The sequence below is a fragment of the Arthrobacter sp. 001422645 genome (assembly GCF_059816125.1).
The window spans coordinates 119,041-131,544 of record NZ_JCBANT010000005.1 but is presented as its reverse complement, the minus strand read 5'-3'; the positions used below and the strand labels follow the sequence as shown (position 1 = coordinate 131,544).

The window sequence follows — 12,504 nt, the reverse complement described above, 5'->3', positions numbered from 1 at the left end:
GAGACCGGTGCCAGCAATCCTCCCGGCGGGCAGTTCTATCCATCCAGCGAATGGAGTAACGCCTGTAGCATGTCCATGGGCGGGACGTACCGGTGCTCCCGCCTATGGGGAATAACTTGGGGGAATCAATGGCTGCGACTTTTTGGCGCTCCGTTTATGGCGCGGAGCCGGGCGCAGTTGCGCATCGCCCGCGTGATCTGTGGGAGCCGCGGGTGAACACCGCCAGGCCTCCCGCCCGGCTGCCGGCAGCCGTTTCCGTCCTCTGCCTGGCGGGCGCACTGGTTGCCTGCGCGCCCGCCGCCGAACCTCGGAGCCCGGGTATGGATCTTGCCACCGCGAAACAGTCCACCCGCAGCCAGCAGGACGAGTTGATGTCGGTGGTCCCGCCGGCTGTAGTGGCGACGACCAAGCAGACCGAGACGTCGCGCGCCCTCTTTGAATGCGAGACCGGCGGCTACTACTGGCCGGGCACGATGGATGTAGTCCTCAGCGGGGACGCCGACGGCGCGGCCCTGCTGGAGCAGATCAAGACCGACTGGTCCGCCAAGAGCGGCTGGACCGTCAGGGACAAGACCAGCGTCGACGGAGACCCTGAACTCGTGATCGTCAGCCAGGCGGGTTTCCGGCACTCGATCGAGTACAACCCGGAGCGGAACGCGCTCAATGTGCTGTCCTCGTCCGCGTGCTTCCAGATGGAGGGAAAGCCAAAGCCGGGCGTCGACTACTAGACCACCAGAGCCAACGCGGGGTCAGCTCCGGCCCATCGGAGTGGGCGGGACCTGACCCCGCGTTGCGTCGGGGAGGCCGGGGGACTAGACGCCCAGGAAGCTGACGGCCCCCTGCTTGAAGGCCCGGCTGGTGATGGCGTTGGTGTGGTTCCGTCCCGGCAGGACGAGCTGTTCCACCATGGCCCCGGCTTTGAGCCCGAGCGCGGCGAGGTCCGGCATGGAGGCGGCCCGCTCGTCCTTCTCGCCGGCCACGAGCAGCATCGGAACGTGCGGCACGGCCTCGGCCGGATCGAACGGCTCGCTCTTGATGGCCTCCACGAGGGAAAGCAGCGAGAAGATGTTGTTGCTCGGCAGCATCTGCGCCATCTTCAGCAGCCCGGCGGTGGACGCGTCGGCGATCGGCGTGCCGTCGGCCAGGTAGCGCTGGGCGGCAACGAGGTCGAAGTCGGCCAGCGGATCGGCGACGTTGGGGCCGCCCAGGACCAGCCGGTGCACCAGCTCATGCTGCGTGGCGCCAAACTCCCAGGCGAGCCGGGAACCGAGCGAGTAGCCGATCAGGTCCAGCCCGCTGGAAGGGTCCCCGTCGCGCAGGGGGCGGGCTCCGGCGTCGAACGCGATCTGCAGCAGGTCCGCGCGGATCCTGCTGGGGGTGTACGAGTCCATGTCCTCGGGGGCGCCGCTGCGGCCGTGGCCGGGCAGGTCCACCGTGATGACGCGGCGGCCGGCCTCCAGCAGGGCGCTGATCCAGCCCGTGTCCTCCCAGTTGAGCTTGGAGGAGGAGGAAAAACCGTGCAGCAGCAGGACCGGCCGCAGCCCGGCGTCGGACTCCGGCTCATGCACCCCGACGTACAGCTGGGGGTCGGTGCCCTCGACGGTGTGCGAATGCTGTTCGCCGGTGTGTCTGCCGCTCATGGTGTCAGTCCTCATCAAGTACGGCGCTCAGGCGGACCCGGCGCTTTGGTGCCTCTTCCTTCGGGACCGTGCCCACGATGCCGGCGGTGTTGTCCGGCACCTCAAACACAATCAGGGGCTCGCCGACATTGATTTTGTCACCGGGCCCGCCGTGGATACGCACAACCTTACCTGCCTGCGGGCTGGGCAATTCAACGGCGGATTTGGTGGTCTCCACCTCGACGAGGGGCTGGTTCCGCTCCACCTGGTCGCCGGGGGCCACGAGCCATTCCAGCACGGTCGCCTCGATGAGGCCCTCACCGAGGTCCGGGAGCGGGAAGGAAATTTCAGCCACGTTTGTACTCCAATACTCGCTGGATCCCGAAGAGGATCCGGTCAATGTTCGGGATGTATTCATCTTCCAGGTCCCCCGAGGGATACGGGACGTCAAAGCCGGTGACGCGCTCCACGGGCGCCTTGAGCGTGTCAAAGCAGCTCTGGGTGATCAGCTGTGCCACCTCGGCGCCCAGCCCGGACGTCAGCGGCGCCTCATGGACCACGACGGCGCGGCGCGTCTTGCGCACGGACGCGGCCAGCGCCTCGGCGTCGATCGGCTTGAGCCAGCGCAGGTCCAGGACCTCGACGTCGATCCCGTCCTCTGCGGCGAGCTCCGCCACCTGGAGGCAGCGCGCCACCATGGCACCCCACGCGACAAGCGTGAGGTGGCGGCCCTCGCGCATGACCTTCGCACCGGTGGGGGTGCCGCCGTCCGCATCGCAGTGCGCAAGGTCGACGTCGCCCTTCTGCCAGTACCGCGACTTCGGCTCCATGAAAATCACCGGGTCCGGCCGCGTGGCGGCGTACTTGAGCAGGTGGTACGCCTCGTGCGGGTTCGACGGCGAGACCACCTTGAGCCCGGGAACGTGCGCGAAGAGTGCCTCGAGGCTCTCCCCGTGGTGTTCGGGGGCGCGGATGCCGCCGAAACTGGGAACGCGCAGGGTGATGGGCATCGGCATCGTGCCGCGGCTGCGGTAGTTCATCCGGGCAATCTGGCAGACAATCTGGTTGATCGCCGGGTAGGCGAAGCCGTCGAACTGGACCTCGGGGATGGGGTGGAACCCGGCCATCGCCAGGCCCACGGACATGCCGAGAATGCCGGATTCCGCCAGCGGGGTGTCGAAGACGCGCTGCTCGCCGTGCTTGGCCTGCAGGCCGTCGGTGATGCGGAAGACGCCGCCGAGCCGGCCGCAGTCCTCGCCGAAGATGACGGCCTTCGGGTTCTCGGCGAGCACCTCGTCGAGGGCCCGGTTGAGGGCCTGCTGCATGGACATCACGGTGGTGGCTGCCGCGGCGGGGCCCGCGGCAGCAGCGCCTTCGAGAATCGAGTTAGACATGTTCGGACTCCTCGCGCCAGTTGGCGGCCTGGGCCTGCAGGGCAGGGGTGGTTTCCTGGAAGACCAGGTCAAACATTTCGGTGCCGGGGCGGGAACCCAGGGCCTGGATGCCGGTGCGGATCTGTTCCTCTTCGGCCTTGGCCGCTGCGAGGGCCTCGGCGAAGAACGCCTCGTCGGCGATGCCGTCGGCGACCAGCCGCTGCCGGAACCGTTCCAGCGGGTCCAGGCCGGCGCCGTCGCGCTCCTCGTCGAGCGAGCGGTAGCGTCCCGGATCGTCGGAGGTCGAGTGCGGGCCGCGGCGGTACGTCATGGCCTCGATGAGCACGGGGCCGTTCCCGGCCCGGGCGTGTGCAAAGGCGCGGCGGGTGGCCTCGACGACGGCGACGACGTCGTCGCCGTCGATCTGCAGGGCCGGCATGCCGTAGCCGGCGGCGCGGGCGGCGACGGAGCCGCCGGCCACCTGGCGTTCGGTGGGCACCGAGATCGCCCAGCCGTTGTTCTGCACGAAGAACACCACGGGGGCCTTCATCACAGCGGCGAAGTTCAGCGCCTCGTGGACGTCGCCCTGGGAGGAGGCGCCGTCGCCGAAGTATGTCATCGCGACGCCGAGCTTGCCGTCGGGGGTGCCGGCCAGCGTCTGGCCGTGCGCCCAGCCGACGGCGTGCAGCACCGAGCCGGCCACCACGGCCTGGATCGGGGCGAGCCGGGATTCCACCGGGTCGTAGAGGCCGCCGTGCCAGGTGGCCTTGTGGGTGGACATGTACGCCACCATGTCCACGCCCATGGTGCGGGCGACGCCCATCTCGCGGTAGGTGGGGAAGACGAAGTCCCGGGTGGTGTCGACGGCGTAGCCGCTGCCCACCTGGGCAGCCTCCTGGCCGAGCTCGGGCGCATAGCCGGGGATGATGCCCTGGCGCTGCCAGGCGATGGCCGAGGTGTCGAGGTGGCGGACGGCCACCATCAGCGAATAGAGCTCGCGGAGCTGGGCGGGAGTGAGCGGTTCGGCGGCGACGCCGGAAGCCACGGGAAGTGTATCCATGGCTGTGACCCTAGTCACCCGCGGGGCAGTGGGCAATCAGCCGGAAAAACACTGACCAGACTGCACAAGAGTGCTAGCAGGACGGGCGTCCGGCTTTGCAGTTTGTGCAGCCTGGTCAGTTGACGCGCCGAGGGCCCGTTACTTCCCGACGTCGACGCGGTCGGCCTGCTCGGCCGGCGCCGCGCTGCGGTTGCGGGTGAGCCGGGCGCCGATCCAGCAGGCGGCGGCAATACCGGCGACCAGGGCAATGGTGCTGAAGAGCTGCTTGCTGCTGTCCGGGCTGCTGAAGCCCACGGCGAAGATCAGGGCCAGGAGGACCAGGCCGAAGATGGTCAGCCCCGGGAAGCCCTTCATGCGCAGCGGCAGGACAGTGCCCTCACGGTCCGCGCGGCGGCGGAGGATCAGCTGGGAGACCAGCGCGGAGCCCCAGACCATCAGGCACGTCGAGCCGACCAGCTGGAAGAGTGCCGGAAGGATCTGCTCCGGGAAGACCAGTTCCAGGACGGCGGCCAGGAAGCCGAACGCCACGGAAACCGCGACGGCGAGCACCGGCACCCGCGCCTTGTTGATCTTCGACAGGAACCGGGGAGCCTCGCCGCGTTCGGACAGTGAGAACACCATCCGGGAGGCGCCGTACAGGTTCGCGTTCAGGGCCGAGAGGAGTGCGACGACGGCCACCAGCGTGATGGCGGCGCCGGCTCCGGGGATGCCGGCCACGTTGAGGACGCCGGCAAACGGCGAGGCCAGTTCTTCCGACGTGTAGGGAAGGGCCGCGGCGATGACGAAGACCGAGCCGATGTAGAAGACCATGATCCGCCAGACGACGGTGCGGATCGCCTGGCCCACGCTGTGCTGGGGGTTCTCGGTCTCGGCGGCGGCCACGCTGACAATCTCGGTGCCGCCGAACGCGAAGATCACCACGAAGAGCGCGGTGGCGATCCCGCCCAGTCCGGCTGGGGCAAAATCGGCGGTGAAGTTGGAGAGGCCGGGGGACTCGACGTCCGGCAGCCAGCCCAGCAGCAGTGCCGTGCCGATGCCCAGGAACAGCAGGATGGCAACGACCTTGAGGATGGCAAACCAGAACTCGAACTCGCCGAAGTTTTTCACCCCGGCCAGGTTGATGGCCGTGAACACGGCCATGAAGATCAGGGACAGGGCCCAGACCGGAACCACGGGCCACACGGTGAACAGCAGGGCGGCGGCGCCGAGAGCCTCGGCGGCGATCACCACCACCAGCTGCAGCCACCAGAGCCAGCCAACGGTTGCACCTGCGGTCCGGCCCATGGCCTTCGCGGCGTAGACGGAAAACGCGCCGCTGTTGGGGTTGGCGGCGGCCATTTCGCCGAGGGCCCACATGACCAGGATGATCAGGGTTCCCGCGACCAGGTAGGAGATCAGGACGGCGGGTCCGGCGGCCTGGACGCCGGCCCCCGATCCCAGGAACAGGCCGGCGCCGATGGCGCTGCCGAGTCCCATCATGGTGAGTTGGCGTGGCTTCATGCTGTGGCCCAGTTTCAGGCCGGGGCGCTCCGCGGTGGACTTCATTGTCATACTGGCGAACCTTCGTGTGGTTTGGATCTCTAAGTCCTTATGGGACCTATTGAATTTACCGTGAAAGGGCGGGGTCTCCATGCGCCGGCCGTGAGAGGATAATGGCAGTTTGTTGGCTACAGGCGGAGTTTCCATAGCGGTTTGTCGTGCGGACTTCGCTGCGGGAGGAAAATTCGATGAACGTTGATCCCCTGGACGCGAAAATTGTCCGATTCTTCACGGATTCCCCCCGCGCTTCGGTGCTGGAGGCATCCCGCGTGCTCAAAGTTGCCCGCGCCACCGTGCAGTCGCGGCTGGACCGGATGCAGGACAGCGGCGTTATCGGCTCCTGGGTGCCGCAGCCGGATCCGGCACATTTCGGCTTTCCCGTGGTGGCGTTCTGCTCCCTGACCATCAACCAGGACCTGGGGCACGACGCCGTCGTCGAGGCACTCGCGGCGATTCCGGAACTGATCGAAATCCATACCGTCTCCGGCGGATCGGACCTGATGGCGCGCATTGCGGCCCGCTCCAATTCGGACCTCCAGCGCGTGCTGGACGCCATGATCGCCACGCGGACGGTGCTGCGCTCGTCCTCGGTCATTGTCCTGAACACTCACTTCCAGGGCCGCACGCTCCCGCTGCTGGAAGCCGCAGCCACCGGCAGGTGAAAGGCCGCAGCCCCATGTGACCTGAAACATTTTGCACCCGGCGCGTGAGGTCGTAGAATTAGTTCTAGTCAATCTGACTATAACTAATCCGGCGGTCGGGCCGGAGCGTCAGGACAGTCCCCAGGGACCGGCCGGAGCCTCAGAAGGCGGGTGAATCACCGTTTACACCACAGCAGCCAACGTCTCCGAGCGCCAGCTTGCGCCGCCGTCGCTGGCCATCTCCACGGTGATCTTCGCCCTCCGTCCCAGTGAGCGCTCCGGACGGCCCACCCTTTGGATCCCGCTGGTGCGCCGGATCCGCGAGCCGTTCAAGGGACTGTGGGCGCTGCCCGGGGGCCCGCTGACCCACTCCGAGTCCCTGCCGGACGCCGCCTCGCGGAACCTGCAGGAGACCACGGGCCTGGCGCCCAGCTACCTCGAACAGCTCTACGCGTTCGGTGGACTGCACCGTTCGCCCACCCAGCGGGTCGTCTCGATTGTGTACTGGGCGCTGGTGCAGCCCACCGAGGCCGCGCTCGCGGACGAATCCGAAAACGTCAAGTGGTTCCGGGCCGACCGGCTCGGCGAACTGGCCTTCGACCACAACGCGATCATCGACTACGCGCTCTGGCGGCTGCGCAACAAGATGGCCTACGGGTCCATCGCGTACCACCTACTCGGCGAGTACTTCACCCTGGCGCAGGTTCGGGAGGTCTACGAGGCCGTCCTGGACCGCGAGCTGGACCCGGCCAACTTCCGCCGGCAGGTCAAGGCCACACCGGAGATCGAAGAAACCGACCAGTACCTGCAGGGCGGCAAACACCGCCCGCCCCGCCTCTACCGCTTTACCGGCCGCCCAGGCCTTGACCCAGACAACAGGAGCACACCATGAGCAGCGTCAATACGGCCATCCAGCTGATCACGCGCGAACAGGCCGCCAGCAGCGCCACGGGCCTTGCGACGGGCGCCTCCACCTGCAGTCCCGCGCTGGCCCGAGGACCCTGGGACTACGATCTCGCCGAGGCCCTCGCCGGTGTGCCCGCCTACGGTCCCGGCGCCTCCGTCGCGGACGTCGCTCCCGCCTCAACTCCCCGGCAGGGCCAGCTTCCGGAGGAGTACAAGCTGGCCAGCGACGCCGAACTCGACCTGCGGATCCGCGCCGCCAAAGCGGCACTGGGGGACCGCGCCGTCGTGCTGGGGCATTTCTACCAGCGCGACGAAGTGATCGAATACGCCGACTTCGTGGGGGATTCCTTCCAGCTGGCCAATGCCGCACTGACCCGGCCCGACGCCGAGGCCATCATCTTCTGCGGTGTGCACTTCATGGCCGAAACCGCGGACATCCTGTCCCGGCCGGACCAGGCCGTGATCCTGCCCAACCTGGCCGCGGGCTGCTCCATGGCGGACATGGCGGACATCGACTCCGTGACCGAGTGCTGGGAACAGCTGGAGGAACTGTTCGGCACCGAGCCCGACGCCGACGGCCGGGTCCCGGTCATCCCCGTCACCTACATGAACTCCTCCGCCGCCCTCAAGGGCTTTTGCGGCGAGCACGGCGGGATCGTCTGCACCTCCTCCAACGCCGCCACAGTCCTCGAATGGGCCTTCGAGCGCGGCCAGCGCGTGTTGTTCTTCCCTGACCAGCACCTGGGCCGCAACACCGCCAAGGCCATGGGCGTGCCGCTGGAGCAGATGCCCATGTGGAACCCGCGCAAGGACCTCGGCGGCAACAACGAACAGACCCTGCTCGATTCCCGCGTGATCCTCTGGCACGGCTTCTGCTCGGTCCACAAGCGTTTCAACGTGGGCCAGATCGAAAAGGCCCGCGCCGAGTTCCCGGGCGTCCAGGTGATTGTGCACCCCGAATGCCCCATGGAAGTGGTGGACGCCGCTGATTCCGCCGGTTCCACGGACTTCATCCGAAAGGCCATCGCCGGCGCCACGGAACCCACCACCTTCGCGATTGGCACCGAAATCAACATGGTTAACCGGCTGGCCGCGGAATACCCGCAGCACACCATCTTCTGCCTGGACCCGGTGATCTGCCCCTGCTCCACGATGTACCGCATCCACCCCGGCTACCTCGCCTGGGTCCTGGAAGCGCTGGTCCGGGGTGAGGCAGTTAACCGGATCACGGTGGCGGACGACGTCGCCGCCCCGGCAAAGGTTGCCCTCGAACGGATGCTGGCGGCGCGGCCGTGACCAGGCCGCCGCGGTTGGTTGTTGTCGGGAGCGGCATCGCGGGGCTGTATGCCGCGCTTCTCGCGTCCGACGCGGTCCGCGACGGCGGGCCCGCGTGCGAGGTGGTGCTCCTGAGCAAAGGAGCCCTCGAGCAGAGCAACACCTTCTACGCCCAGGGCGGTGTCTCGGCGGTGCTCGCCCCGGGGGAGGCCGCTCCCGGCGATTCCGTGGCGGCGCACATCGCCGACACCCTCGGCGCGGGCGCCGGGCTTAACGACCCCAACGCCGTGCGGGTCCTGTGCACCGAGGCCGTCCGGGACATCGCCGGCCTGCAGCGGTTCGGCGTGCAGTTCGACGCCGGACCCGGCGGAGGCCCGGCGCTCGGACTGGAGGCGGCACACTCTGCCGCCCGCATCCTGCATGCCGGCGGGGACGCGACAGGCGCCCGCATTACCAGGGCCCTGGTCGCCGCCGTCCTGGAGCGCGCCGTCCTGAACCGGGTGGGCCAGGGCGGGCTGCGGGTCGAGACCGGCGCGTTCGTCACGGACCTGCTCACCGACTCTCCCGAACCGGGCCCGACGGCGGTCCCCGCGCAGGTCACCGGCGTCGCCTACCTGTCCAAGGGGCAGCCGCGGCGGTTGCAGGCCGACGCGGTGCTCCTGGCCACCGGCGGTGCCGGACGGCTCTTCGCCCGGACCAGCAACCCCTCAGTCGCCACTGCCGACGGACTGGCCCTGGCCTGGCGGGCCGGAGCGGCAGTCCGCGACCTGGAGTTCTTCCAGTTCCACCCCACCACGCTCGCGGCAGACGAGGTGCCCGGCGGCGCGCCGGCGCTCCTCATTTCAGAGGCGGTCCGCGGGGAAGGCGCCATCCTGCTCGACGCCGCCGGCTACCGCTTTATGCCCGACTACCACCCGGACGCCGAACTGGCCCCGCGTGACGTCGTCTCCCGCAGTATTGCCCTGCACCTCGCCGCCACGGGCGCGCCGGCGGACAGCCCCGTCTTCCTGGACGCCCGGGGGATCGAGGCCGCCCGCGGGCCCGGCTTCCTCGCCCGGCGCTTTCCCAGCATCACGGCCGCCACCCGCGCCGCCGGCTACGACTGGACGGCGCAGAGGCTTCCGGTGTCCCCGGCGGCGCACTACTGGATGGGCGGCGTGTCCACCGACCTGTGGGGGCGCACCTCCGTGCCGGGGCTGTACGCGGCCGGCGAGGTCGCATGCACGGGTGCGCAGGGCGCCAACCGGCTGGCGAGCAATTCACTCCTGGAGGGGCTGGTCTTCGGCCGCCGCGCTGTGGAGGCGTTCTTGGCTGGCGAAACTGGCTGCGCGTCGGATTGGGCGTCGTCCGACGCCGTTCCTCCGCGTGCTGTCTCGGCCGCTGGCGGCCTCCCCTTGACGCACGCTTCCGGAACACCGTCGAACGACGGCGGCCAGACAGCACTGAGTGTCGGCCGGGAATATCACCCGGCCGGCTTGCCCGTTGGTGTTGTGAAGACTGAAGCTGGTGCCGGGCCATTTTCGCGCGAGGCCCTGCGGCGGTTGATGACTGCGGACGCCGGGGTCCTGCGCAGCGGGGAGCAGCTGCGGGAGGCGGAGTACGTCCTGGCTTCGTGGGCGGCCGTCGTCCGTCCCCAGAGCGTGACGGACGCAACGGACCCGCGGGAGCACGAGGACCGGAACCTGCTGCTCGCCGCGCAACTCCTTGTGGCAGCCGCCCGGCAGCGGACCGGCTCCATCGGCGCCCACTACCGGGCCGACGCGACAGCCGCCGCGCCCGCTGTGCCCGCGGCCCCCGCTCTGCTTGTAGCGCCCGCCCGCTCCACCCCGCCGGCCGGCGCGCACGGCCACCGGCCTGCCGCCGCGTCCCGTCCGAAACAAAGGATTTCCTCATGACAGCACCCGTTGCAGCCCCGACCACCGCTCCGACCTCCACGCTGGCCACCACCGTGGCCGCCGCGCCGTCGGTGACCGCCGCGCTCGCCGGCACCCTCCCCGCAGCTGCCGTGGACGCCGTGCTGCGGGCCGCCCTGTTGGAGGACGCACCCTACGGCGACATCACCTCGCAGACGCTCATTCCCGCGGACACTCGCGCGACGGCGGTCCTGGCCGCCCGGGTGCCCGGCGTGCTCAGCGGCGGGGAGGTGTTCGCGGCCGCGATGAAGCTCACCGACCCCGACGCCGTCGTCGAACTCCTCGTGGCCGACGGTGCCGCCTTTGCCGCCGGAACGGCGCTCGCGAGGGTTTCCGGGAACGCCCGTGCTGTGCTGCTCGCCGAACGCGTGGCCCTGAACCTGGTCCAGCGAATGAGCGCCATCGCCACCAAAACAGCGGAGTTCGTCGCCCTCGTCGACGGCACTCGGGCGCGCATCACCGACACGCGCAAGACGACACCGGGGCTCCGGGTGCTCGAACGCTACGCCGTCCGCTGCGGCGGCGGAGCCAACCACCGCTTCGGACTCTCCGACGCTGTACTGGCCAAGGACAACCACCTGGCCGTCCTGACCGGGGGAGACCCGTCGAAACTCACCGCCGTGCTGCGGGAGGCCAAAGCCCGGCTGGGGCACACCACCCACTTCGAGGTCGAAGTGGACCGCATGGACCAGATCGGACCGGTACTGGACGCCGGGGTGGACACCATCATGCTGGACAACTTCACCCCGGCCGAGCTGGCCGCGGGGGTGGCCCTTGTCGCAGGCCGGGCGCGGGTCGAGGCCAGCGGCAACGTGAACCTGGCCACCGTCGCCGGCATTGCCGCCACCGGGGTGGACGTCATCTCGATCGGCGGACTCACACACAGCGTGGCCGCCCTGGATCTGGGACTCGACATTGAACTCGGACCCGGCAGGAACCAGCACCGCGCTGAGGAGAACACCGAACAGGCAGCAGGCCAGGCCACGCCATGATTTTCCTCGACGCCGCGGCCACCACCCCGGTCCGCCGTGAGGTGCTCGAAGCGATGTGGCCGTACCTCAGCGGGGACTTCGGCAATCCCTCGAGCCACCATTCGCTCGGCGACGCGGCCGCCACGGCGCTCGCCGGGGCCAGGGCAGCAACGGCCAAGGCACTGGGCTGCCGCCCGGGCGAGGTGGTCTTCACCTCCGGCGGCACGGAGGCGGACAACCTCGCCGTCAAGGGCATAGCGCTGGCCCGGCGGGCCGCTGACCCGCGGCTGGACCGGGTGGTGATCAGCGCCGTCGAACATCCCGCCGTGGAGGAGTCCGCGCGCTACCTGGCGCGCGTGCACGGCTTCGCCGTCGACGTCGTGCCGGTGGACTCATACGGCCGCGTCACCGAGGCGGCGCTCGCCGCCGTGCTCCGGCCGGAAACCGCCCTGGCCAGCATCATGTACGCCAACAATGAGGTGGGCACCGTGCAGCCCGTCGCCCGCTTGGCCGCGCTGGCCCGCGCGCAGGGCATACCCTTCCACACCGACGCGGTCCAGGCCGCCGGCTGGTTGCCGCTCGACACCGCGGCGCTGGGCGTGGACGCCCTGAGCATCTCCGGCCACAAACTGGGCGCCCCGAAAGGAAGCGGGGCCCTGTTCGTGCGGAGCCGCACCCGGCTGGAGCCTGTGATCCACGGCGGCGGGCAGGAACGCGGACGCCGGTCGGGGACCGAGAACGTGGCCGGGGCTGTGGCGCTTGCGACGGCGCTCACCCTCGCCCGGGGCTCGCAGGGGGACCGTGCGGCCCAGGTTGCCGCCCTGCGGGATGACTTCATCCGCGCGGTGCAGGCCGGGGTGTCGGGTGCGGTCCTCACCGGCCATCCGGTGGAGCGGCTGCCGTCCGTCGCGTCGTTCTGCTTCCCCGGGACCAGCGGCGAGTCCGTGCTGCTGGAACTCGAGCGCCAGGGGGTCATCTGCTCCAGCGGCTCGGCCTGCGCGGCTGGGTCGGACGAGCCGTCCCCGGTGCTGCGCGCCATGGGCATCGAAGCGGACGTGGCCCAGACCGCAGTCCGCTTCAGCTTCGACACCACCATCACGGCCGCCGAGCTGCAGGAGGCGGCGGCCGCGGTCCGCACCGCCGTCGGCAGCGTCCGTGCCCTCGGCGCCCCCTGACCCCGCGTTGCGCTATCACTTAATGCTGTTCC

12 protein-coding genes are annotated in these 12,504 nt (G+C 69.5%); 7 read left to right on the top strand and 5 right to left on the bottom strand.

Features of this window, described 5'->3' with window-relative positions:
• Window positions 1-320: 320 nt before the first annotated feature.
• Window positions 321-728, top strand: coding sequence for a hypothetical protein (locus tag AC6EUH_RS07805; RefSeq protein WP_499738287.1), 408 nt, complete (start codon window positions 321-323; stop codon window positions 726-728).
• Between the two features lie 84 nt (window positions 729-812).
• On the opposite strand, the gene AC6EUH_RS07800 is transcribed toward AC6EUH_RS07805, so the two are convergent.
• The 5 genes from AC6EUH_RS07800 to AC6EUH_RS07780 all read right to left on the bottom strand — a co-directional run bounded on the left by AC6EUH_RS07800 (window position 813) and on the right by AC6EUH_RS07780 (window position 5,603).
• Window positions 813-1,640: an alpha/beta fold hydrolase gene (locus AC6EUH_RS07800; RefSeq protein WP_499738286.1), complete on the bottom strand. Its 828-nt coding sequence runs from the start codon at window positions 1,638-1,640 to the stop codon at window positions 813-815.
• Window positions 1,641-1,644: 4 nt separating this feature from the next.
• On the bottom strand, window positions 1,645-1,974 hold the full coding sequence (locus tag AC6EUH_RS07795; protein ID WP_056426240.1) for a biotin/lipoyl-containing protein: 330 nt from the start codon (window positions 1,972-1,974) through the stop codon (window positions 1,645-1,647).
• On the bottom strand, window positions 1,967-3,013 hold the full coding sequence (locus AC6EUH_RS07790) for an alpha-ketoacid dehydrogenase subunit beta (RefSeq protein WP_056426243.1): 1,047 nt from the start codon (window positions 3,011-3,013) through the stop codon (window positions 1,967-1,969). The genes AC6EUH_RS07795 and AC6EUH_RS07790 overlap by 8 nt, the downstream gene beginning before the upstream one ends.
• Window positions 3,006-4,052 carry a thiamine pyrophosphate-dependent enzyme gene (locus AC6EUH_RS07785; RefSeq protein ID WP_499738285.1) on the bottom strand — a complete coding sequence of 349 codons (1,047 nt, stop codon included), beginning with the start codon at window positions 4,050-4,052 and terminating at the stop codon, window positions 3,006-3,008. The genes AC6EUH_RS07790 and AC6EUH_RS07785 overlap by 8 nt, the downstream gene beginning before the upstream one ends.
• Before the next feature lie 138 nt (window positions 4,053-4,190).
• Window positions 4,191-5,603 (bottom strand): amino acid permease, encoded by a 1,413-nt coding sequence (locus tag AC6EUH_RS07780; protein ID WP_499738284.1) that lies wholly within the window; start codon window positions 5,601-5,603, stop codon window positions 4,191-4,193.
• 176 nt (window positions 5,604-5,779) lie between these two features.
• Here AC6EUH_RS07780 and AC6EUH_RS07775 point away from each other — a divergent pair, with 176 nt between their 5' ends.
• From AC6EUH_RS07775 to AC6EUH_RS07750, 6 genes are all read left to right on the top strand, one after another.
• Window positions 5,780-6,253 (top strand): Lrp/AsnC family transcriptional regulator, encoded by a 474-nt coding sequence (locus AC6EUH_RS07775; protein WP_056426252.1) that lies wholly within the window; start codon window positions 5,780-5,782, stop codon window positions 6,251-6,253.
• A gap of 154 nt (window positions 6,254-6,407) precedes the next feature.
• Window positions 6,408-7,124: an NUDIX hydrolase gene (locus AC6EUH_RS07770; protein ID WP_499738320.1), complete on the top strand. Its 717-nt coding sequence runs from the start codon at window positions 6,408-6,410 to the stop codon at window positions 7,122-7,124.
• Window positions 7,121-8,434 carry a quinolinate synthase NadA gene (gene nadA, locus AC6EUH_RS07765; RefSeq protein ID WP_056426258.1) on the top strand — a complete coding sequence of 438 codons (1,314 nt, stop codon included), beginning with the start codon at window positions 7,121-7,123 and terminating at the stop codon, window positions 8,432-8,434. Before AC6EUH_RS07770 ends, nadA begins: the two co-directional genes overlap by 4 nt.
• 14 nt (window positions 8,435-8,448) lie before the next feature.
• Window positions 8,449-10,308, top strand: coding sequence for an L-aspartate oxidase (locus AC6EUH_RS07760; protein WP_499738283.1), 1,860 nt, complete (start codon window positions 8,449-8,451; stop codon window positions 10,306-10,308).
• On the top strand, window positions 10,305-11,318 hold the full coding sequence (gene nadC / locus AC6EUH_RS07755; RefSeq protein ID WP_499738282.1) for a carboxylating nicotinate-nucleotide diphosphorylase: 1,014 nt from the start codon (window positions 10,305-10,307) through the stop codon (window positions 11,316-11,318). The genes AC6EUH_RS07760 and nadC overlap by 4 nt, the downstream gene beginning before the upstream one ends.
• Window positions 11,315-12,472 (top strand): cysteine desulfurase family protein, encoded by a 1,158-nt coding sequence (locus tag AC6EUH_RS07750; RefSeq protein WP_499738281.1) that lies wholly within the window; start codon window positions 11,315-11,317, stop codon window positions 12,470-12,472. Before nadC ends, AC6EUH_RS07750 begins: the two co-directional genes overlap by 4 nt.
• Window positions 12,473-12,504: the final 32 nt, after the last annotated feature.